Consider the following 21,785-nt stretch of genomic DNA (forward strand, 5'->3'; position numbering starts at 1 on the left):
CGGAGACGCTACCCTTGGTCAGTGACTGAAGAAGACGCTGTGCCCACCGACGCCCCCTCGACCCCCGGATTCGAGGAGCTCGGCATCACCGGGCCCGTCCTCAAAGCCATCAAGGACCTCGGATACGAGACCCCCTCGCCCATCCAGGCGGCGACGATCCCCACCCTACTGGCCGGCCGCGACGTCGTCGGCATGGCGCAGACCGGAACCGGCAAGACCGCCGCGTTCGCGCTGCCCGTGCTGGAGCGCCTCGACATCTCGCAGAAGACCCCGCAGGCGCTCGTGCTCGCTCCGACCCGCGAGCTCGCGCTCCAGGTGTGCGAGGCGTTCGAGTCCTACGCGTCGAAGATGAAGGGCGTGCACGTGCTGCCCGTCTACGGCGGTCAGGGCTACGGCGTCCAGCTGTCTGCGCTGCGTCGCGGCGTGCACGTGGTCGTCGGCACCCCCGGCCGCATCATGGACCACCTCGCCAAGGGCACGCTCGACCTGTCGGAGCTGCAGTACCTCGTGCTCGACGAGGCCGACGAGATGCTCAAGATGGGCTTCGCGGAGGACGTCGAGCAGATCCTCGCGCAGACGCCGGAGGAGAAGCAGGTCGCCCTGTTCTCCGCGACGATGCCTCCGCAGATCCGCCGGCTCGCACAGCAGTACCTGCGCGACCCCGAAGAGATCAGCATCAAGTCGAAGACCGCGACGGGCACGAACATCACCCAGCGCTACCTCGTGGTCTCGTATGCGCAGAAGGTCGACGCGCTCACCCGCATCCTCGAGGTCGAGAACTTCGACGGGATGATCGTCTTCGTCCGCACGAAGAACGAGACCGAGACCCTCGCCGAGAAGCTCCGCGCCCGCGGCTACTCCGCCGCCGCCATCAACGGCGACGTGGCGCAGGTGCAGCGCGAGCGCAGCGTCAACCAGCTCAAGGACGGCAAGCTCGACATCCTCGTCGCGACCGACGTCGCGGCGCGCGGTCTCGACGTCGAGCGCATCAGCCACGTCGTCAACTTCGACATCCCCACCGACACCGAGTCCTACGTGCACCGCATCGGCCGCACCGGACGCGCCGGGCGCAAGGGCGACGCGATCAGCTTCATCACGCCTCGTGAGCGCTACCTGCTCAAGTCGATCGAGCGCGCGACGCGCCAGGAGCCGACGCAGATGCAGCTGCCGAGCACCGATGACGTGAACACCACGCGTCTCGCACGCTTCGACGACGCGATCACCGCGGCGCTGAGCGAGACGGCACGCATCGAGAAGTTCCGCGACATCATCGCCCACTACGTGCGCAACAACGACGTGCCGGAGTCCGATGTCGCCGCCGCGCTCGCGATCGTCGCACAGGGCGAGACGCCGCTGTTGCTCGACCCGTCGAACGACCCGCTCTCCAAGGCCGTCGAGGCCGACAACCGTCCTCCCCGCGAGCGCGGAGCGCGTGACGCGCGCGAGCCCCGCACAGAGCGTCGAGGACGCGGCGACTACGCCGCCTACCGCATCGAGGTGGGCCGCCGTCACCGCGTCGAGCCGCGCCAGATCGTGGGAGCGCTGGCGAACGAGGGCGGTCTCGGCCGCGACGACTTCGGTGTCATCAACATCCGTCCCGACTTCTCGATCGTCGAGCTTCCGGCGAACATGGACGCCTCCGTGCTGGAGAAGCTCCGCGACACGCGCATCTCCGGCCGTCTCATCGAGATCAAGCCCGACCGCGGTCCGCGCGGTGGTGCACGCCGAGACGGCGACCGCCCGTCCTACGGCGACCGCGGTCCGCGACAGGATCGCGGTGAGCGCTCGTTCCGCGACGATCGCCCCGCCCGCGAGGACAAGCCGTTCCGCAAGCCGCGCCACAAGGCCTGATCGGGGCCGACCGGTCGCTCAGGGAGTCCTGAGCGCCCGGTCGCGCTGCATCAGCCTCGTGCGAGCCGGGCGGCGAGATCGACGAGTGCCTCGGGGTGGGCGAGCAGCCGTCGCTGCTGCGGGTTGTCGATGAGATGCTGCAGCAGTCGGTGCGCCCCGACGACGGTCGGGCTCCAGTAACCTCCGACGTGGTGGCGGCTGAGGGGCATCTCGATCGCTTCGCCGTCGACGATCACCTCGACCTGGCCGTCGTCGGGATCCACACCGGGATCCGACAGCATCAGTGCTGCGAGAGCGCCGAGCAGGAGCGTGCTCACGAGTCCTGGCAGTCGGAACCTCGTCGTCGGAACGGCGATCTCGATGCGCTCCACCGCATCCCAGGTGAGGATGCCGCGGTTCTCCGTCCCCTCGCGGAGAAGCACCGCATCGGGCGTCAGCCGCAGATGATGACGACCCGGGTCTCCGACGGCGAGAGCATCGGTGACAGCGATCAGTGGACCGTAGCGCTTCACTCGAGTGCCGACGGGCCCTCGGTCACCAGCAGGTGGAACTGCGCCGCGTCCAGGATGCGGATGCCGAGCTCCTCCGCCTTCGCGAGCTTGGATCCGGCGCCGGGGCCTGCGGCGACGAAGTCGGTCTTCTTCGAGACGCTCGAGGCGGCCTTGCCTCCCGCCTTGAGGATCGCCTCCTGCGCGCCGTCACGCGTGTACCCGTCGAGAGAGCCGGTGGCGACGACCGTGAGACCGTCGAGCACACCTCCTTCGACGACTGCGGCTCCAGGACCCGGATGCCCCGGAGTCGACCACTGCACGCCCGCGTCCGCCCAGCTCCGGACGATGTCCTGATGCCAATCGACCTCGAACCAGGCGAGGAGGGAGTCGGCGATGATGCCCCCCACGCCCTCGACCGCGGCCAGGTCTTCACGCGATGCCGCACGGATCGCATCGAGGGAGCCGAACCACTGCGCCAGGGCGCGCGCCGCGACCGGTCCCACGTGCCGGATGTTGAGCGAGACGAGGAGGCGCCAGAGCTCCTTCGTCTTCGCCTTCTCGAGCTCGGCGAGGAGCTTCGTGGCGGCCTCTGACGGCAGCACCTCGCGATAGTCCTTCCTGACTCCGAGGCGGCGGCGCTCCGCGGCATCCATCGCCTCCGTGCCCGGCGGGTACTGCGCAGGGCCGAGCTTCTGGAACGGCGCCCGACGCACGAGCTCACCGGTCTCCTCGTCGACCTTGGGCTCGCCCGTCTCGGAGTCGCGCACGACCACCGAGATCGGCACCAGATCGCCGAGCGCGAGGGAGAACAGCCCCGCCTCCGTGTCGAGAGGCGCGACCGCCGGCGGCTCCGCCTGCGTGAGGGCGGCGGCGGTGACCTCGCCGAGCACCTCGACGTCGAGCGCGCCGCGAGAGCCGATGTGCTCGACGCGACCGCGGACCTGTGCTGGACAGGAGCGCGCGTTCGGGCAGCGGAGGTCGATGTCGCCCTCCTTCATCGGACGCAGCGGGGTCCCGCACTCCGGGCAGTCGGCGGGCATGACGAACTCCCGTTCGGTGCCGTCGCGCTTCTCCACCACGGGTCCGAGCACCTCGGGGATCACGTCCCCCGCCTTGCGCAGGACGACCGTGTCGCCGATCAGCACGCCCTTGGCCTTCACGACGTCCTTGTTGTGGAGGGTCGCCTGACGCACCACGGAACCGGCGACGTGCGCAGGGGCCATCACGGCGAACGGCGTCGCCCTGCCGGTGCGTCCGACGGACACCACGATGTCGAGGAGCGTCGTCTGGACCTCCTCCGGCGGGTACTTGTAGGCGATCGCCCAGCGCGGGGCGCGACTGGTCATGCCGAGTTCGTCGTGCAGCGCGAGTTCATCGACCTTCACGACGATGCCGTCGAGCTCGTGCTCGATGTCATGACGGTGCTCGCCGAAGTGCTCGACGAACCCGATGACCTCGTCGATGCTCGTGCAGACCTTCGCATGAGGGCTCGTCGGCAGACCCCAGCCCGCGAGGAGCTCGTAGACCTCGCTCTGCGCGGAGACCGGAGGGTTCTCCCACGCGCCGATGCCGTGCACGTACATCGCGAGCGACTCGATCCGCAGCAGACCGGCCTCGAGTTCGAGCCCGTCCTTCTTGTCGATCTGTTGGCGGAGACCTCCACTCGCGGCATTGCGGGGATTGGCGAACGCCGGGAAGCGACGGGCGGCGGCCGCGCTCGCCTTCTCCTCGTCGAAGGGCTTCTTCGCTCCGCTGCGGGACTCCCAGCGCGCGAGGGCATCGGCGTAGGCGCGCTCGCGGAAGGACGCCTGCGCGGCGTTGAGGCGCTCGAAGGCCGCCACGGGGATGAACACCTCGCCGCGTACCTCCACGATCGACGGATGCCCCGTGCCGCTCAGCCGTTCGGGGATCTCGGGCAGGCGCAGGGCGTTCTCGGTGACGATCTCGCCGACACGGCCGTCTCCCCGTGTCGCCGCGGACGTGAGCACGCCGTCCTCGTATCGCAGGTTGATCGCGAGTCCGTCGATCTTGAGCTCCGTGAGCCAGTTCACATCGCGCCCCGCGGCGGCCCGCGTCTTCGCGGCCCATTCGCGGAGCTCCTCGATGGAGAAGACGTTGTCGAGGCTCAGCATCCGCTCGGCGTGCTCGATCGTGTCGAGCCCCGTCGACTCGGCGGCGCCGACCATCTGCGTGGGCGAGTCCTGCCCCTGCAGCTCCGGATGCAGCCGCTCCAGCTCTTCGAGGCGGTGCATCCAGCCGTCGTAGGTGAAGTCGTCGACCACCGAGGTGTCGCGTCCGTAGTACGCGTCTTTCGCCTCGAGTATGAGCGTGGTCAGCTGTTCGGCCTCGGTACGGGCGTCTTCCAGCGAGATGTTCTCCGGCACCCCGTCAGTCTACGATCGGGGGCCGACATCGCACGGCTCTAGACCCCGGCGGGCACCGCAGACACGGTGCGGTCGATCGTGAACTGCCCGAGGACCCTGGTTCCGACGTACAGCACGGCCGTCTGTCCCGGCGCGACGCCGTCGAGCGGCACCTCGGGCACCACCCGCAGTCCGTCCGGCTCCACGAAGGCCTGCGCGGGCACCGGGTCGGCGTGGGCGCGGATCTGCACCTCGCAGGCGAAGGATCGCTCATCGGGCCCCGCACCGGCCCAGCTGAAGCGCCGACCCGAGATCTCCGCCGTCGCGAGAGCCTCCTTGGGGCCGACGACAACGGTGTTCGAGACGGGCCGCACCTCCAGGACGAACCGCGGCTTGCCGTCGGCCGCCGGCACCCCGAGCTTGAGCCCCCGACGCTGGCCGACCGTGTACGCGTGCGCTCCCTCGTGCGAGCCGACGACGGCGCCCGCGCGATCGACGATGTCACCGGTGGCCGTGCCGACCTTCTCGGCGAGCCAGCCGCGCGTGTCCCCATCGGGGATGAAGCAGATGTCGTGGCTGTCGGGCTTCTGCGCCACGCTCAGGCCCCGCTCCTCCGCCTCCGCGCGGACGAGCGCCTTCGACGGCGTCTCTCCGAGCGGGAAGTACGTGTGGGCGAGCTGCTCTGCGGTGAGCACGCCGAGCACGTAGGACTGATCCTTCGCGTCATCGGCGGCACGATGCAGCTCGAGCCCCGAGTCGGTGGGGACGAGGTTGGCGTAGTGCCCGGTGCAGACCGCGTCGAAGCCCAGCTCGAGCGCTCTTTCGAGAAGAGCGGCGAACTTGATCTTCTCGTTGCAGCGCATGCACGGGTTGGGCGTGCGACCCGCCTGGTACTCGGCGATGAAGTCGTCGATCACGTCGTCGCGGAAGCGCTCCGAGAAATCCCACACGTAGAACGGGATGCCGAGCAGGTCCGCTGCTCTGCGAGCGTCGAGGGCGTCCTCGATCGTGCAGCAGCCGCGACTGCCTGTCCGCAGCGTGCCGCCGGCGCGAGACAGCGCCAGGTGGACGCCGACGACCTCGTGCCCGGCGTCGACAGCGCGCGCCGCAGCGACCGCGGAGTCCACTCCCCCGCTCATCGCCGCAAGAATTCGCATCCGTCCAGTCTACGAGGGCACGGCTGGACGGGCTCCGAGTGCGTTCAACGCGCCGCGGACGCCCTCGCGTACGCATCCGCGATGGCGGAGAGCACCGCGTCGACGTCGGCGTCGGTCGAGGTGCGCCCGAGCGAGAACCTCAACACGCTGCGCGCATCCTGCTCGCTGTGGCCCATCGCCATGACGACGTGCGACGGTTCGGCGACGCCCGCCTGGCAGGCCGACCCCGTGGATGCCGCGATCCCTGCCATGTCCAGGAGGAACAGCAGGCTCTCACCGACGGCTCCGGGGAACAGCAGGTGCGCGTTGCCCGGCAGGCGGTCCACCGGGTCGCCCAGCAGCACCGCCGCGGGGACGAGCGAACGGACGCCGTCGACCAGCCGGTCGCGGAGCAGGATCAGCCGCTCCGTCTCCGCGTCGAGCTCGGTGGAAGCCAGTTCGAGGGCGGCGGCGAACGCGGCGGCGCCCGGCACGTCCTGCGTACCCGCCCGAAGACCGCGCTGCTGCGCTCCGCCGTGCAGGAGAGCGGCGATCCGCGCTGTGCGGGCGACGACGAGCGCCCCCACTCCGACGGGGGCCCCGATCTTGTGCCCGGCGACGCTCAGGGCGACGAGACCGCTCCCGCCTGACGCATCGCCACGGAGCGCACGGAACGAGAGCGGGAGATGACCGAGGGCGGACACGGCGTCGAGGTGCAGCGGCACACCGGCGTCTGCAGCGGCTGCGCTCAGTGCACGCGCGTCGTTGACGGTTCCGACCTCGTTGTTCGCGACCAGGGCGGTCGCGAGCGCAGCACCGGGCAGCGCCTGTGCGAAGCCGAAGACAGGGATGCGCGCCTCCGCGGTGACCGCGACAGGACGCAGCACGGCGCCCCCGGCGACCAACGAGGCGATGGTGTCCATCGTCGCGTGGTGCTCGGCATCCGGCATCACGATCGCGTCGGCGCCCTCCGCCCTCGCGCTCCACAGACCCTGCAGGGCGAGGTTGATCGACTCCGTCCCGCCGGAGGTGAACACGACCTCGATGGGCTCGCATCCGAGCACCGCGGCAGCGCGCTCGCGCGATTCCTCGAGCAGACGGCGGGCGTCCTGCCCCGCTCCGTGCGTGGACGAGGCGTTTCCCACCACGTCCGTCGCCGCCAACCAGGCCTCGCGCGCCTCCGGACGGAGGGGCGTGGTCGCTGCATGGTCGAGGTAGTGGCGCATCCCTACAACTCTCCCCTATTTCCGGCACCGTGGCACACGGAACTGAGTACGCCCTGTCGTGAGACCCGAGCCCCGCCCCCTAATGTGTACCTATGCCCGCGAACCGAGACTTCACCGTGCCCGGCGGTCCAGCACTCGACAACCTCGGCGTCCGTCTGCACGACGGCGTCGGCACCCTGCGCGTCTGGTCTCAGAACGCCTCCTCCGTCGAGCTCGTCGTCTTCGACGCCACCGACCTGGACTGGGTGACCGACCAGGCCGACCTCGAGCGTCTCCCCGGAGGCGTCTGGGAGGTCACGACCCCGCTCCTCCAGCCCGGAGTTCGCTACGCCCTGCGCGTCGGTGGACCGCACGGCCCCGGCAACACGTTCAACCCGGAGACCCTTCTCCTCGACCCCTACGCCCGCGGACTCGCCCAGGGCGACGGCTACGAGGAATGGCGCTCCGTCGTCATCGTCGACGGCTTCGACTGGGGCCAGTCGCAGAAGCCCCGAGTGCCGCTCGACCGCACCGTGATCTACGAAGGACACCTGAAGGGGCTCACCAAGCGCCAGCCAGATGTCCCTCCCGCGCTCCACGGCACCTATGCGGGCCTCGCCCACCCCGCGATGATCGAGTACTTCCACTCTCTGGGCATCACCTCGATCGAGCTGGTGCCCGTGCACGCGTTCGTGCCGGAGCCTCGGCTGCTCGAACGCGGCCTGACGAACTACTGGGGCTACAACACCCTGAACTTCTTCACTCCGCACAACGCCTACGCGACGGAGGAGTCCCGCAAGGGCGGCCCCGAAGCGGTCCTCGCCGAGTTCAAGGGCATGGTCCGGCTCCTCCACGAGGCAGGTCTCGAGGTCATCCTCGACGTCGTCTACAACCACACCGCCGAGGAAGGTCTCGGCGGTCCCCGGTGGAGCATGCGCGGCATCGACAACGCCAGCTACTACCGACAGGACGCGAACGGCGCGTACATCGACACGACCGGATGCGGCAACACCGTCAACACATCGACGGACGCCGGCGCCCGACTCGTCCTCGATTCGCTGCGCTACTGGGCCGAGGAGATGCAGATCGACGGGTTCCGCTTCGATCTCGCGACCGCGATCGCCCGGGACGCCGCGCACACCTACACCCCCGAGCACCCGCTGCTCACCGCGATCTCGAACGACCCGGTCCTCAAGGACACGAAGCTCATCGCCGAGCCCTGGGACGTGGGCCTCGGCGGCTGGCAGACCGGGAACTTCCCGGCGGGCTGGCACGAGTGGAATGACCGCTACCGCGATCGCGTCCGCAACTTCTGGCTCAGCGACATCGACTACGCACGACGCGCGTCGGCCCCCGTCGGCATCGGCGGGTTCGCGACCAGGCTCGCCGGATCGTCCAACACCTTCGCCGATGAGCGCGGCCCCCTGGCCAGCATCAACTTCGTCACCGCGCACGACGGCTTCACCCTGCACGATCTCGTCTCCTACGACGTGAAGCACAACGAGGCCAACGGCGAGCAGAACCGCGACGGCGCCGACATGAACCGCTCGTTCAACCACGGCATCGAGGGCCCCACAGACGACCCGGCCATCCTCGCCGCACGGCGCAAGGCGATGCGCAACCTTCTGGGCACTCTGCTGCTCTCGGCCGGCATCCCCATGCTCACCGCCGGCGACGAGGTGGGACGCACGCAGCGCGGCAACAACAACGCCTACGCGCAGGACTCGGCGATGACGTGGCTCGGCTGGGATGAGGAGCCGTGGCAGGAGGACCTCCGCGCGCACGTGGCTCGTCTCATCTCGCTCCGCTCCGAGAACCCCGCCCTGCGCCCGAGCAAGTACGCGCGGCTCGGCGAGCACATCCCCAACGCGAGCGTCATGGACTGGTTCGACCAGAACGGCGAGACGATGGAGAGCGAGCAGTGGACGGACCCGGGGAACCGGACGATCCAGTACGTCGCCGCCTCGACCCCCGACACAGAGGCCGCCAACAGGATCCTCCTGATCGTGCACGGCACCGAGGCGCCGATCGACGTGCGGCTGCCCGAAGAGATCGAGGGAGCGACGCGCTTCGTCGAGCTCTGGTCGAGCGCCGATGAGCGTCCGTCGGATGCCGCGGAGGTGTTCGCACCCGGCGACGTGCTGCCCATTCCAGGCACGTCGATGCGCCTCTTCCGGGTCGAGTGAATCGTAGCGCGACCCGCCCTGTCACCTCGCTACCCGCGTTGCTCGGGTAGCGGTACATTCAGGGTGTGGCAGCACGCGCGAGTACCCGGACCACGGCTCTTCGGAGCCCCTCTCAGATCCCCCTGCGCCCCCTCGGTGCCCATTCGGACGGCGAGGATCTGCGTACGACGCGCATCCCGCTGCTGAACGGCGCCCCCCGGGTGCCCGGAGGGTTCGCCCCCAAGGCCTTCGTCGGAGAAGTGGTGCCGTTCAGCATCGTCGCTTTCCGAGAGGGGCACGACATCATCGGAGTCCAGCTGCGGCTGGTCTCCCCCGGGGGCGAGGAGTCACTCCACCGTCTCCGCCCTCGCAAGGACGGTACCGACACCTGGGACGCCGAGCTCGCCGTCGACGCCCAGGGGGCATGGACCTTCGTGTTCGAGGCCTTCTCCGACGACTTCGCGACCTGGGCGCACGCCGCGGAGCTGAAGATCGCGGCCGGCGTCGACGTGCCGGTGATGGCCGCGCTCGGCGCAGAGCTCCTCCTCCGCGCCGCGGCGGAGAAGGACCGCCCCGCTCCGCAGCGCAAGCACCTCGCCGCGGTCGCCGCATCGCTCGCCGACGGGGATGCCGACCTCGCTCTCGCCGCGTCGACGGATGCCGAGCTGGCGCAGATCTTCCACGATCGCCCGCTGACCACCCTTCGCTCGGCGACCGCACCGCAGACGCTCCTCGTGGAGCGCACGGCCGCGGGCGTCGGCGCCTGGTATGAGTTCTTCCCGCGGTCGGAGGGCGCGAAGCGCCTGAAGGACGGCACCATCAAGAGCGGCACGTTCCGCACGGCCGCCAAGCGCCTCCCCGCCGTCGCCGCCATGGGGTTCGACGTGATCTACCTGGTGCCGATCCACCCGATCGGCACCACCAACCGCAAGGGCCGCAACAACACCCTCACCACCGAGCCGGGAGACCCTGGCTCCCCCTATGCCATCGGAGCGGCAGAGGGCGGTCATGATGCGATCCACCCCGACCTCGGCAAGCCCGCCGACTTCCGAGCGTTCGTCCGGGCGGCGCAGGCCGAAGGGCTCGAGGTCGCCCTCGACCTGGCGCTCCAGGCCTCCCCCGACCACCCCTGGGTGGTCGAGCACCCCGAGTGGTTCACGACCCTCCCCGACGGCACGATCGCGTACGCGGAGAACCCTCCGAAGAAGTACCAGGACATCTATCCCCTGAACTTCGACAACGATCCCGAGGGCATCTACCAGGAGATGCTGCGCGTCGTGCGGCACTGGGTCTCGCAGGGCGTGAAGATCTTCCGCGTCGACAACCCCCACACCAAGCCTCTGCAGTTCTGGGAGTGGCTGATCTCCACCGTGAACGCGACCGACCCCGACGTGATCTTCCTCGCCGAGGCGTTCACCCGCCCTGCGGTGATGCGGGCACTCGCCGCCGTCGGATTCCAGCAGAGCTACAGCTACTTCACCTGGCGCAACACCAAGGCGGAGCTCGAGGAGTTCCTGACCTCCGTCTCCCACGAGACGAGCGACTACATGCGTCCGAACCTGTTCGTGAACACGCATGACATCCTCACCGAGTACCTGCAGTTCGGCGGACGCGCCGCGTACCGGATCCGCGCGTGCATCGCGGCGACCGCGGCCCCCGTCTACGGCGTGTACGCGGGCTACGAGCTGTTCGAGAACGTCGCCCGCCCCGGGTCGGAAGAGAACATCGACAACGAGAAGTACGAATTCAAGCTGCGGGATTGGGAGGGAGCCGAGGCCGCCGGGGACTCCCTGGCCCCGCTCCTCCGCCGCCTCAACGGCATCCGTCGCGAGCACCCTGCACTCCGTCAGCTCCGCAACCTGTCGGTCCACTGGAGCGACGATGACGCGGTGCTCGTCTACAGCAAGCACCTCGACGCCGAGTTCACCGGAACGGGGGCGTCCGACACGATCATCGTCGTCGCCAATGTCGACCCGCACTCGGTGCGAGAGACCACGGTGCACCTCGACACGACCCTGTGGGGCGTGCCGCTCGGTGAGAGCTTCGAGGTCGAAGACCTCGTCACGGGGGCTGTCTGGACCTGGGCAGACCACAACTACGTGCGCCTCGACTCGTTCAGCGAGCCGGTGCACATCCTGAAGGTGAGGGAACGAGCATGAGCTACGTCGAAGACGTGACGGCATCCGCAGACTGGGCCACCGTCGCTGGAGCGTCTCATCACGATCCGCACTCCGTGCTCGGCGCTCATCCGTTCAAGGATGCGGCGGATCGCACGATGACGATCATCCGCGTCCGTCGACCGCTCGCCTCATCGGTCGCGGCCGTCTTCTCCGACGGCACCCGCCTCGACCTCACCCACATCGCCCACGGGATCTGGGAGGGCCAGCACGACGGCGCTCCGGTGGCCTATCGCGTCGCGACCGCGTACAACGACGATCCGGAGACCCTCGTGGGCGACCCCTACCGCCACGTTCCCACACTCGGCGACATCGACCTGCACCTCATCGCCGAAGGGCGTCACGAGAGGCTCTGGAAGGTGCTCGGGGCGCATCCCCGCAGTCTCGACGGCGACACCGGCGTCTCGTTCGCGGTGTGGGCCCCCAACGCCACCGCCGTGCGGGTGGTCGGCGACCACAACGGCTGGAACGGCGAGGCGCATGCGATGCGCTCGATGGGCGTCAGCGGCGTCTGGGAGCTCTTCATCCCCGACCTCGATCTCGGCGCCAGGTACAAGTACGAGATCCGCACGCGGTCGGGCGACTGGATCCTCAAGGCGGACCCGATGGCTCAGGCCGCGCAGGTGCCCCCGGAGACGGCGTCTGTCGTCACGGAGTCCTCGCACACCTGGTCCGACGGCGCCTGGATGACGCGCAGAGCCGCCACGCACGCCGTGGCGCAGCCGCTCTCCGTGTACGAGGTGCACCTCGGGTCGTGGCGCGGCGGCCTCGGCTACCGGGACGCGGCAGAGCCGCTCATCGAGCACGTCACGAACGCCGGCTTCACGCACGTCGAGTTCATGCCGCTCGCCGAGCATCCGTTCGGCGGCTCCTGGGGCTATCAGGTCTCCGGCTACTACGCGGCGACCAGCCGATTCGGGTCGCCGGACGACCTGCGGTATCTGATCGACCGCCTCCACCAGGCCGGCATCGGCGTGATCATGGACTGGGTGCCGGGGCACTTCCCGAAGGACGCCTTCGCTCTCGCGAAATTCGACGGCCAGGCGCTCTACGAGCATCCGGATCCCCGTCGGGGCGAGCACCAGGACTGGGGCACCCTGATCTTCGACTACGGTCGCCCGGAGGTCCGCGGCTTCCTCGTGGCGAACGCCCTGTTCTGGCTGAGCGAGTTCCACGTCGACGGACTGCGGGTGGATGCCGTGGCCTCGATGCTGTACCTCGACTACTCACGCAAGGACGGCGAGTGGGAGCCGAACGTCCACGGCGGGCGGGAGAACCTCGAGGCCATCCGCTTCCTCCAGGAGGTCAACGCGACCGCGTACCGCCTGCACCCCGGCATCCTGATGATCGCCGAGGAGTCGACGGCCTTCCCCGGTGTGACCGCGCCCACCGACCACGCCGGCCTCGGGTTCGGATTCAAGTGGAACATGGGCTGGATGAACGATTCGCTCCAGTACATCGAGCGGGATCCCATGTACCGCGCCCACCATGAGGGCGAGATGACGTTCTCCTTCGTCTATGCCTTCGGGGAGAACTACCTGCTGCCCATCAGCCACGACGAGGTCGTCCACGGCAAGGGCAGCCTGCTGGCCAAGATGCCCGGCGACCACTGGCACAAGCTCGCGAACATGCGCGCCTACCTCGCCTACATGTGGGGGCACCCCGGAAAGAAGCTGCTCTTCATGGGGCAGGAGTTCGGTCAGCTGGCCGAGTGGTCCGAATCGCGTGAACTCGACTGGTGGCTGCTCGAGCAGCCGTCGCACGCGCAGCTGCAGGACTTCGTCGGCACGATGAACCGCACCTATCGCGCACAGGCTCCGCTCTGGGAGCGCGACAACGACGGATCATCCTTCTCACGCCTCGGCGCGCCGAGCTGGGACCCGACGGTGATCGCCTTCGAGCGACGCGACGGACACGGCGGACGCCTGGTCGTGGTGAGCAACTTCGCCGGCGTCGAGCGCACCGGATACCGGCTGAGCCTTCCGCGGGAGGGCGTCTGGAACGAGATCCTCAACACGGATGCGGCGGAGTACGGCGGCCGCGGTTCGGGGAACCTCGGCGTCGTCGTCGCGAGATCCGACGGGGCTGAGGCGCCGACGGCGACGATCACCCTTCCCGCCCTGTCCACGATCTGGCTGCGCTATCAGGGCGAGCCGCACGTGCCGACCATCAACCACGGCTGATCGCGACCGTGGGCCCGTGACGGGCCCACGGCGCATCGATCAGAACAGCAGCGAGGTCAGCCTGTTGCGCGCAGCGCCGACGCGGGGGTCAGCGGCCCCGATGAGACCGAAGAGCTCGACGAGGCGCTCCCTTACGGCGGTGCGCTCGTCGGACGGCAGCTTCTCGAAGAGATCGAGCAGTCTCCCGAACGCGTCGTCGATGTGTCCGCCTGCGAGATCGAGATCGGCGACATCGAACTGCGCCTGCACGTCGAGCGGACCTGCGGCCGCCGCCGCACGAGCAGCCTGGAGGTCGAGAGACTGCACGCGATCGAGAAGACGCACCTGGCCGAGGCCGGCGATCGCCTCCTCATCGCGAGGGTTCTCCGCGAGCGCCTTCTCGTAGGCCACGATGGCGGCGGCGTAGTCGCCCGCCTCGATCGCGGCGTAGGCCTCGGCGTGCAGCGGGGGCAGCGGCGGCTCCTCGGGCTCGGCAGCGGGCTCTGCGCTCTCTCCCACAGTGAGCGTGCCGGTGACGCCGTTCTGCGCGGCGAGCTGCAGCAGCTGGGCGAACACGTCCCGCACCTGCTGCTCCGGCACCGCACCGGTGAACATCGGCACGGGCTGACCGGCGATGACCGCCACGACCATGGGGATCGACTGCGCGCGGAATCCCTGAGCAAGCTGCGGGTTCGCGTCGACATCGACCTTGGCGAGCAGCACGCGGCCGTTCAGTTCGCGGGTCACCTTCTCGATGATCGGGCTGAGCTGCTTGCAGGGACCGCACCACTCCGCCCAGAGGTCAACGACGACGGGGACGGTGCGAGAGATCTCGAGGATCTCGCCGAAGGACTCGTCGGTGGCGTCGACGACGACGTCGGTCACGCCGGGCGCAGGGGCTCCCTGCGCGGGCGTAGCGGGGCGGTTGCGGAGCGTCGACAGGTCGACGGCGCCGCGAAGGGCTGCGGGCGAGATCTCGCTCACTTGATCACCTCGACGGAGAGAAGGTCCTGCCGCACGGCGAGGAGACGGATCTGCTCCGTCGACCCCTGCGCCGGAACGGCGAAGAACAGCTGGAACTCGTACTTCGTGGCCACACCCTTGGCGGACTCGGTGACTCCGGTCAGGGCCTTCGCCTCGGGGTTCTTCTCGAACCGGATCACGGCTTCCGCCGACGTCGGAGTGACCGTCTGCGTGTCGATCAGGGAGACCGCGACGATCGCTCCACTGTCGAGGGTCGTCATCGAGACCGGCGGCGAATCCGACGGGACGATGTCGAAGGCGGTCTGCGAGGTCTCGGCGGCGTTGTTGGCGGCGAGGTTGTCCACCACGGCCTGCCTGCTGTCGCGGATGGAGGTCGCGTACTTGAGCGCCAGCTCATCGAATGCGCCGTAGGACGCGCTCTGCTCGTTCGCATCGACCACGTCGGCGAACGCCGCGGCGAGCTTACCCGGAGCCAGGCTGAGGAACGCGGAATCGTCCGGGACGAGCGAGGTGCCGAGCCACGGGGCGACGACCTCGGGGAACACCGAGTCCGCCGACATCTCCGCGATGTTGGTGACCTTGTAGTTCGACCACGGGTCCTGCTGCGTCATGGTGAGGATGACGGGCGGCACGGTCTCGTCGCCCTTGCTCTTCGACAGCAGGAGCACGGTGCGCGGCCAGCGATCGGTCGCCTCGGGGAGCACGACCTCGACGTCATCGGTGGGGATGACCGCGGGGACGGGAGTCTCGGGGATCGCGGCACGCAGCGCGTAATCCGTCGCGCGCGTCGCCAGCGCGGCACCGTCGAGACGGGTCTTCGCGAGTTCGATGTCCATCGCGGAGTCGGCATCCGCCACGGTCGACGAGATGCTCTCGAGGATCCGCTTCGCCTGCGCCTCCGTGACAGCCGGCGGCTTCTGGTTCTCCGGGGCGATGACGGTCGGCGTCGGAGTGGGGGTGGGCGAGGATGCCTCGAGCTGCGGCCACGAGTCGGCGGTGCACCCCGTCGCCAGGACAGCCGTGACCGCGAGAGCGGGAAGGGCGAGCGCCCAGCGGCGGCGAGCCGGCCGCGCGCTCCGCATCTCGGTCTTCGGCGGCGTGGCGTCGGGATCGTCCTCCTTCGGCGCCTCCGGTGTCTCTGCGTCGGCGGGCGTGGCCGAGGATTCGATCACTGCACGCTCGGCAGCGGGCAGCGCGGCCACGTCGATGGGCTCGGTCACCGGGAGCGGGCCGGGACCCTTGCGGCGCGGACCACGTCCGCGGCGCTGGTGACGGATCGCGAGGATGTAGAGGACGAGGCCGACGAGCAGGACGAGCACACCGGCGGCGACGAGGGGGCCCGCGAGCGGCGTGGAGGTGTCCAGCGGCCAGGAGATTCTGATGTCTTCGGGTGCGTTCTTCGTGCCGTCGTAGGCGATCAGCATGCTGACACCGTCGGGCAGCTGCATCTTGTCGGCGATCAGGGTGTCGGCGTTGGTGAAGGAGTCGAGCCAGAGGTCAGATCCGGCGGGGTTGTGTCCGCCGGTCGTCGCATCGGTCGATCCGTCATCGGCGGCCGGCGTCTCGGTGGGTGCCGGCGTCGAGCCGTCGCCGGTTCCGGGATCCGCGGCATCCGACTTCTCCGCCTCGACGAGCTTCACGTTCAACGCGCCGCTCTTGCCGACAGTGACGTGGTTGTACGAGGTGTCGGCGAGCCAGGCCTTCATGTCGGCCGTGCGACCATACGCGGCGAAGATGTCTCCGCCTCCGTGCACGATCAGCGTCTGCGCCCCGGGGTGCTGGCGCAGCACGTCACCGTCCAGCATCACGAACGGAGCGGACTCCTCGACCTTGACCGTCGTCTGCTGCGAGTCGGGACCCAGGAAGATGGTTCGCTGTGCGATGCCCGCACCGATCAGAACCGTGGCCAGCACGAAGGCCACGACGGCCCATACGAAACGCACGAATAGTCTCCTCACGCGCCTCGGACATCCGTCCGAATCGCAACACTCGACGTTCCAGACTAGCGAAAGCTCCTGTGTGTTGCCCACGAGGGGTCGACGGGCCGGCTCCACGGCACGTCGGGAGCGTCCGGACAGGCTCTGCTCGATAGCCTTGCATCAGCCGATTCGCCCGAGGAGCTCCGATGAAGATCCACAACCCGTTCCGCACCGCCCTCGTGGCGACGCTCGGCGTGGGTCTGGGTGTGATGCTCATCGGCAGCCTGCAGAATCTGTCGACGATCCTGCTCTACGTCGGCACCGCCCTGTTCCTCAGCCTCGGCCTCGACCCGCTCGTGTCCTTCCTCGAGCGGCGCCGTCTCCCCCGCTGGCTCGCCGTTCTCGTGACGATCCTGGCCGTGCTCGGCGTCTTCGCCGGGATCGTCCTGATCGTCCTGCCGGTGCTGGTCGATCAGATCTCCGAGCTCGTCGCGCAGATCACGGCCATCGTGCAGCGCAGCAACCTGATCGACGACACGCGGGACTGGATCGTCGCCACCTTCCCGAATCTGGATGTGGACAAGGTCTTCAGCTACCTGGAGGACTGGCTCAACACGAACCTCACGGAGATCGGCCAGGGTGTGATCGCCGCAAGCGGGGCGATCCTCAGCGGCCTCTTCGGCGCCTTCATCGTGCTGATCCTGACCATCTACCTCACCGCGTCGACGCCGTCACTCAAGCGGGCGGTCTACCAGCTCGCTCCGGCGTCGAAGCGCGAGCGCTTCATCGACCTCGCCGAGCAGATCACGGACTCCGTGGGGTACTACGTCATGGGTCAGGTCGCGCAGGGCGCGATCAACGGCGTGCTCAGCATGATCTTCCTCTCGATCATCCAGGCGCCGTTCACCGCGGTCCTCGCCGTCGTCGCCTTCTTCTTCTCTCTCATCCCGCTCGTCGGCACGCTGACGGGATCGACGATCATCGTGCTGGCGTGCCTGATCCCCGGCCTCGGCTCCCCCGCGACCGCGATCGCCGCGGCCATCTACTACCTCATCTACATGCAGATCGAGGCGTACATCATCTCGCCGCGCATCATGAGTCGGGCGGTATCGGTCCCCGGTGCGGTCGTGGTCGTCGCCGCTCTCGCCGGTGGAAGCCTCCTGGGCCTGCTCGGCGCTCTCATCGCGATCCCGGTGGCCGCGAGCGTCCTGATCATCTACCGGCAGGTGCTGATCCCCCGGATGAACGAACGCTGATCCGTCGTCAGTCCGTCGGCCAGTGCGTGGCCAGCGGAAGCGCGGAAGGATTGACGGCCGCGACGATCTCGGTGAGGACCCGTCTCGTCTGGCTCTCCCCCACCCAGAGGTGCTTGCCGCCTTCGACGGCGATCAGTCGGGCATGAGGGATCGACGCGAATCGGTCCGCCGCCTCCTTCGGGCGCAGGTAGTCGTCGAGTTCCGGAACGAGGATGACCACCTCGTGATCGGTCTCCGCCCATGCGGCGACCTCCGCCTCGGTGGCGCGGTGCAGCGGCGGCGAGAGCAGGATGATGCCTTCGATGTCGTGCTCTCGGCCGTACTTGAGGGCGAGCTCGGTGCCGAACGACCAGCCGACCAGCCAGGGCCGGGGAAGAGCGCGCTCGCGGACGAAGTCCATCGCCGCTGCGACGTCGAACTGCTCGGCCGCTCCGCCGTCGAATGCGCCGTCGCTCGTTCCCCTGGGTGACGTCGTCCCGCGCGTGTTGAAGCGCAGCACCCCGAGGTCCGCGAGCGCAGGGAGGCGGGCGGCGGCCTTCCGGAGGATGTGGGAGTCCATGAATCCGCCGGCCGTCGGGAGCGGATGCAGCGTCACCAACGTCGCGACAGGCGTATGCGCCTCGGGCAGAGCCAACTCGCCGACGAGAGTGAGACCGTCGGCCGTCTGCAGGGCGATGTCCTCACGCGCCGCAGGCAGCTCCAGGGGGCCACGGATCTCGATGGTCATGCAATCCTCCAGCAGTGCGAATGCCAATGACGGCGCGCGGCGAGGTCGGCGGCATCGCCGAGCACCCCGTCCGCACGCCAGGCCACGAGATGAGCCGTCCCCGCCTCGACGGAGCGACCGCATCCGGGGCAGATGTACTCCTTCAGAGCCTGTGCCCCCGAGACCGGCTGCACGGTCCACTCGACGCCGCGGCGCACCTCGGTGCGCTTCCAGGAGGAGAGCAGACGATCCAGGGAGTCCTCGGTGTCAGGGCGCGCCGGACGGCGTTTTCGTGAGCGGGCCATGACCCGAGCTCACCACCAGTGGTTCTTCGACCAGAACGCCTGCGCGCCGGCCCAGCTGCCGTAGCGGCCGGTCGCGTAACCGGTCGCCCAGCGCAGGTTGTCCACCGGGTCGTAGCCGTTGCCCGGGACCTTGCTGCACGGGAGAGCCTGGACGAGTCCGCATGCACCCGAGCTCCTGTTGGTCGCGTTGGGATTCCATCCGCTCTCGCGGGAGACGATGTAGTCGACGTATCCCCAGTCGCCTTCAGAGATCCCTGCGGCCGACATCCACTCGGCGGGAGCCCCGCCGCCCGTGTAGAAGAGCGGTCCGCCGCCCCCTCCGCCACCCGTCGAGGCCGGCTTCGCCGTCGCCGTCGGGGTCGGCTTCGGGGTCACGTAGACCGAGAAGGTGCCGCGCTCGATCGGAGCGATCGTCGCACCCTCGACCGTGACGGTGAGGTTCTGCGTGTCGACCAGCGCTGCCGAGAACGCCGACTCGGTCGCGGCCTCTGCGGGCGGATCGGCCAGCGCGATACCGGTCGGCGCGACCATGGCGCCCGCGAATCCGACGACCGCGAGAGCGGCGACGATACCTGCCGCCCGACGTCCGCGGGTTCCCGTGCGCGACGACAACGCCGTGGATGCCGGAGCAGCCTGCACGTCGATTCGTTCGGAGATCATGTCTTTTCGGGAGTTCACGATGCGTGGAAGTCTACCGGTCATCTCTGAGACGGGCCTCTGAACTCTCAGCGAACGGCCAGGATGACGTCGACCGTCGCATCGATGAGCGCATCCACCTGCTCTTCGCGGTACCCGCCGCGCTGCATGCGGAAGGCGGCAGAGCGCAGCTGCTCGGCCGTGAGCGCCTCACCGTCGCGAAGGTAGCGGACGATGCGCGCGGCGACGTGGTCCACCTCGTCGATCCGGTAGCCGAACGTGAGCACACCGGTTCGAGCGAAGCGATGACGCTTGCGCCGCGCCAGATGATCCAGGATCACCTGGGCCTCCTCGCGGGCCTGCTCGACCCAGACGCCCGCACCCTGAGAGCGCACGACCCTGTCGCGCTCGCGTCCGGCGAGGGCGTCCTCGACACGACCGAGAGCCGCGTCGACCTCCGCCACCACGTAGCCGTTCTTCACCAGCGGGAAGGACGCGACGCGGACATCCGCCGCGGTCAGGTCACCGCCGCCCTCGAACGCCGTGCGAGCCGCAGACAGGAACGTGTCGACTGCAGCGCGGTGGTACCCGCGGGTCCGTCCGCTGACGAGAGAGAACGCCGGCTGAGCCTCGGTCTTGTCGAGAGCGAGAGAATCTTCTGAAGCCATCACAGCACCACCCAGGGAGAGAGAAGGAAGTAGAGGCACAGGGCGGGGATCGTCGACGGCAGGATGCTGTCGAGGCGATCGAGCAGCCCCCCGTGCCCAGGCAGCCAGGAGCTCATGTCCTTGATGCCGATGTCACGCTTGAGCATGCTCTCGGCGAGATCGCCGAGAGTGGCCGACAGCAGGATGGCGACTCCGAAGATCGCTCCGGCCCACCACGGCAGCTCGAGGAGGAACAGCGCGAGGAGCACGCCGGCGGTGATCGACGCGACCACGGCCCCGGCGAATCCCTCCCAGGTCTTCTTGGGGCTGATCCTGGGGGCCATCGGGTGCTTACCGAAGGCCAGGCCCGCAGCGTACGCTCCCGTATCGGCCGCGACGGCGATCGCGATGAAGCTCAGCACCCACCACTGCCCACCCTCCTGACGGAGAAGGATCAGCGCCACCGCAGCGAGGAACGGCACATAGATCTGGACGAATCCGCCGATGACGGCATCCGAGAGGACATCCCCGTAGGTCCGCCCGTCCTTCTCGACCATCTGCGCGACAAGTCGCCACACGATCACGAAGGCCACGGCGAGGAAGAGCATCACCCAGACGAGCCAGATCTCGACGAAGTACGCAGGCCCGACCAGCAGAGCCGCGGCGATGAGCTGCGGTGCCAGATCGATCCGTCGACCGGCACCACGCAGCGCGAGCGTGACCTCGTACACCCCGAGAAGGGCGGCGGCCAGCGCCAACGGCACGAAGTAGACCTTGTCGAACAGAAGGGAGGCGAGCAGGGCTGCGCCGAACGCGAGGCCGATTCCGATCGCGAGGATCAGGTCCCGACCGGTGCGCTGCTTGATCCGCTCATTGCGCTGCTTGATCCGCTCGTTCGCCTGATCGAGCTGGTCACGAGCATGGGAGACGTGGCTGCCCAGCTCATCGCGAGCCGCTCTCCACTGCTCCCGGATCGCGTTGTGCTCCCCCGTGCTCAGAAGAGCATCGGACTGGACGGGAGCGGGCAGCGAGGGTCGCGGCGGGATACTCGCTGCGTCGAAGGCCGGAAAGGCCTCGTCGGCAAGCGGAACGCCGTCCGACGGGGTCGCCGAACCGCGCGCCTCTCGGCGCCCCGGCGGCGTGCCGTCGACGGCCTCGCGCGAATCGTCGGACATGTCCGATCACACCTCGAGGAGCTCAGCCTCTTTGCGCTTGAGAGCGTCGTCGATCAGATCGACGTGCTGGCGCGTGAGTGCGTCGAGCTCCTTCTCGCCTCGAGCGATCTCGTCCTCGCCGAGCTCGCTCTTCAGGGCGTCCAGCTCGTCCTTGGCCTTGCGACGGATGCCGCGGACGTGGACCTTCGCGTCCTCGCCCTTGGCCTTCACGAGCTTGACGTACTCCTTGCGACGGTCAGCCGTCAGCTCGGGCATCGTCACGCGCACGATGTTGCCGTCGTTGGTCGGGTTGGCGCCGAGGTTCGGCATGTCCCTGATCGCCTGCTCGATGGCCTTCAGCGCGGACTTGTCGTACGGCGTGATGATGAGCGAACGCGCCTCAGGGTTCGCGAGCGAGGCGAGCTGAGCGAGCGGGGTCGGCGTGCCGTAGTAGTCCACCAGCACCTTCTGGAACATCTGGGGGTTCGCACGTCCCGTACGGACCGTGGCGAAGTCCTCCTTGGCGGCATCGACGGCGCGCGTCATGCGAGAGGTGGTTTCAGCGAGGACATCCGCGATCACGGTGACTCCTATCGTCGGGGTGTTCTGAAAATTCTATCGGTCGCGG

General features: G+C 68.8%; 17 protein-coding genes. 5 read left to right on the top strand and 12 right to left on the bottom strand.

Annotation, left to right across the window (positions count from 1 at the left end; genetic code table 11):
• Positions 1-21: 21 nt before the first annotated feature.
• Positions 22-1,851, top strand: coding sequence for a DEAD/DEAH box helicase (locus ACFVRO_RS12210; protein WP_181155903.1), 1,830 nt, complete (start codon positions 22-24; stop codon positions 1,849-1,851).
• Between the two features lie 50 nt (positions 1,852-1,901).
• Here the strand turns inward: ACFVRO_RS12210 and ACFVRO_RS12215 are convergent, their stop codons facing one another.
• Genes ACFVRO_RS12215 through ACFVRO_RS12230 form a run of 4 tightly spaced genes read right to left on the bottom strand, consistent with a single transcriptional unit; the run spans position 1,902 to position 7,067 of the window.
• Complete coding sequence (locus tag ACFVRO_RS12215; protein ID WP_386952634.1) at positions 1,902-2,363, bottom strand: hypothetical protein; 462 nt, start codon at positions 2,361-2,363, stop codon at positions 1,902-1,904.
• Complete coding sequence (ligA, locus tag ACFVRO_RS12220) at positions 2,360-4,726, bottom strand: NAD-dependent DNA ligase LigA (RefSeq protein ID WP_105674917.1); 2,367 nt, start codon at positions 4,724-4,726, stop codon at positions 2,360-2,362. The genes ACFVRO_RS12215 and ligA overlap by 4 nt, the downstream gene beginning before the upstream one ends.
• A 38-nt stretch (positions 4,727-4,764) precedes the next feature.
• Positions 4,765-5,862: a tRNA 2-thiouridine(34) synthase MnmA gene (mnmA, locus tag ACFVRO_RS12225; protein ID WP_386952637.1), complete on the bottom strand. Its 1,098-nt coding sequence runs from the start codon at positions 5,860-5,862 to the stop codon at positions 4,765-4,767.
• A 44-nt stretch (positions 5,863-5,906) separates the two neighbouring features.
• Complete coding sequence (locus ACFVRO_RS12230; RefSeq protein WP_386952640.1) at positions 5,907-7,067, bottom strand: cysteine desulfurase family protein; 1,161 nt, start codon at positions 7,065-7,067, stop codon at positions 5,907-5,909.
• Positions 7,068-7,159: 92 nt separating this feature from the next.
• On the opposite strand from ACFVRO_RS12230, the gene glgX reads away from it, so the two are divergent.
• The 3 genes from glgX (at position 7,160) to glgB (ending at position 13,571) form a co-directional block, all read left to right on the top strand.
• The gene (gene glgX, locus ACFVRO_RS12235; RefSeq protein WP_386952643.1) at positions 7,160-9,232 is read left to right on the top strand and encodes a glycogen debranching protein GlgX; all 2,073 of its coding nucleotides are present in this window, start codon (positions 7,160-7,162) and stop codon (positions 9,230-9,232) included.
• A 65-nt stretch (positions 9,233-9,297) separates the two neighbouring features.
• Complete coding sequence (locus tag ACFVRO_RS12240) at positions 9,298-11,370, top strand: alpha-1,4-glucan--maltose-1-phosphate maltosyltransferase (RefSeq protein WP_386952646.1); 2,073 nt, start codon at positions 9,298-9,300, stop codon at positions 11,368-11,370.
• Positions 11,367-13,571 (top strand): 1,4-alpha-glucan branching protein GlgB, encoded by a 2,205-nt coding sequence (gene glgB, locus ACFVRO_RS12245; RefSeq protein WP_386952649.1) that lies wholly within the window; start codon positions 11,367-11,369, stop codon positions 13,569-13,571. The genes ACFVRO_RS12240 and glgB overlap by 4 nt, the downstream gene beginning before the upstream one ends.
• A 39-nt stretch (positions 13,572-13,610) precedes the next feature.
• Here glgB and ACFVRO_RS12250 read toward each other — a convergent pair whose 3' ends face one another.
• A complete protein-coding gene (locus ACFVRO_RS12250; RefSeq protein WP_386952651.1) occupies positions 13,611-14,534 on the bottom strand; it encodes a tetratricopeptide repeat protein in 924 nt (307 codons plus the stop codon).
• Positions 14,531-16,477 (bottom strand): glycosyl transferase, encoded by a 1,947-nt coding sequence (locus ACFVRO_RS12255; protein ID WP_386952654.1) that lies wholly within the window; start codon positions 16,475-16,477, stop codon positions 14,531-14,533. The genes ACFVRO_RS12250 and ACFVRO_RS12255 overlap by 4 nt, the downstream gene beginning before the upstream one ends.
• Positions 16,478-16,659: 182 nt before the next feature.
• Here ACFVRO_RS12255 and ACFVRO_RS12260 point away from each other — a divergent pair, with 182 nt between their 5' ends.
• On the top strand, positions 16,660-17,709 hold the full coding sequence (locus ACFVRO_RS12260; protein WP_341942231.1) for an AI-2E family transporter: 1,050 nt from the start codon (positions 16,660-16,662) through the stop codon (positions 17,707-17,709).
• Positions 17,710-17,716: 7 nt separating this feature from the next.
• On the opposite strand, the gene ACFVRO_RS12265 is transcribed toward ACFVRO_RS12260, so the two are convergent.
• From ACFVRO_RS12265 to frr, 6 genes are read right to left on the bottom strand one after another with little or no spacing between them, the layout of a single operon-like run.
• Complete coding sequence (locus tag ACFVRO_RS12265) at positions 17,717-18,436, bottom strand: alpha/beta hydrolase (protein ID WP_386952657.1); 720 nt, start codon at positions 18,434-18,436, stop codon at positions 17,717-17,719.
• Positions 18,433-18,720, bottom strand: a complete 288-nt coding sequence (locus ACFVRO_RS12270) for a hypothetical protein (protein WP_386952660.1) — start codon at positions 18,718-18,720, stop codon at positions 18,433-18,435. Before ACFVRO_RS12270 ends, ACFVRO_RS12265 begins: the two co-directional genes overlap by 4 nt.
• 9 nt (positions 18,721-18,729) lie before the next feature.
• Positions 18,730-19,398: a transglycosylase SLT domain-containing protein gene (locus ACFVRO_RS12275; RefSeq protein ID WP_386952663.1), complete on the bottom strand. Its 669-nt coding sequence runs from the start codon at positions 19,396-19,398 to the stop codon at positions 18,730-18,732.
• 47 nt (positions 19,399-19,445) lie between these two features.
• Positions 19,446-20,024, bottom strand: coding sequence for a DivIVA domain-containing protein (locus ACFVRO_RS12280; RefSeq protein WP_386952665.1), 579 nt, complete (start codon positions 20,022-20,024; stop codon positions 19,446-19,448).
• Positions 20,024-21,178, bottom strand: a complete 1,155-nt coding sequence (locus ACFVRO_RS12285) for a phosphatidate cytidylyltransferase (protein ID WP_386952668.1) — start codon at positions 21,176-21,178, stop codon at positions 20,024-20,026. The genes ACFVRO_RS12280 and ACFVRO_RS12285 overlap by 1 nt, the downstream gene beginning before the upstream one ends.
• 6 nt (positions 21,179-21,184) lie before the next feature.
• A complete protein-coding gene (frr, locus tag ACFVRO_RS12290; protein WP_105673367.1) occupies positions 21,185-21,739 on the bottom strand; it encodes a ribosome recycling factor in 555 nt (184 codons plus the stop codon).
• Between the last annotated feature and the right edge of the window lie 46 nt (positions 21,740-21,785).

The sequence above is a fragment of the Microbacterium sp. NPDC057944 genome (assembly GCF_042887445.1).
In the GTDB taxonomy this organism is placed as follows: Bacteria; Actinomycetota; Actinomycetes; order Actinomycetales; family Microbacteriaceae; genus Microbacterium; species Microbacterium natoriense.

Excerpts from the sequence above, each read along its gene's own strand:
- mnmA (WP_386952637.1), bottom strand. The coding sequence starts at position 5,862 with ATGCGAATTCTTGCGGCGATGAGCGGGGGAGTGGACTCCGCGGTCGCT.
- ACFVRO_RS12230 (WP_386952640.1), bottom strand. The coding sequence starts at position 7,067 with ATGCGCCACTACCTCGACCATGCAGCGACCACGCCCCTCCGTCCGGAG.
- glgX (WP_386952643.1), top strand. The coding sequence starts at position 7,160 with ATGCCCGCGAACCGAGACTTCACCGTGCCCGGCGGTCCAGCACTCGAC.
- glgB (WP_386952649.1), top strand. The coding sequence starts at position 11,367 with ATGAGCTACGTCGAAGACGTGACGGCATCCGCAGACTGGGCCACCGTC.
- ACFVRO_RS12260 (WP_341942231.1), top strand. The coding sequence starts at position 16,660 with ATGAAGATCCACAACCCGTTCCGCACCGCCCTCGTGGCGACGCTCGGC.
- ACFVRO_RS12265 (WP_386952657.1), bottom strand. The coding sequence starts at position 18,436 with ATGACCATCGAGATCCGTGGCCCCCTGGAGCTGCCTGCGGCGCGTGAG.
- ACFVRO_RS12270 (WP_386952660.1), bottom strand. The coding sequence starts at position 18,720 with ATGGCCCGCTCACGAAAACGCCGTCCGGCGCGCCCTGACACCGAGGAC.
- ACFVRO_RS12280 (WP_386952665.1), bottom strand. The coding sequence starts at position 20,024 with ATGGCTTCAGAAGATTCTCTCGCTCTCGACAAGACCGAGGCTCAGCCG.
- ACFVRO_RS12285 (WP_386952668.1), bottom strand. The coding sequence starts at position 21,178 with ATGTCCGACGATTCGCGCGAGGCCGTCGACGGCACGCCGCCGGGGCGC.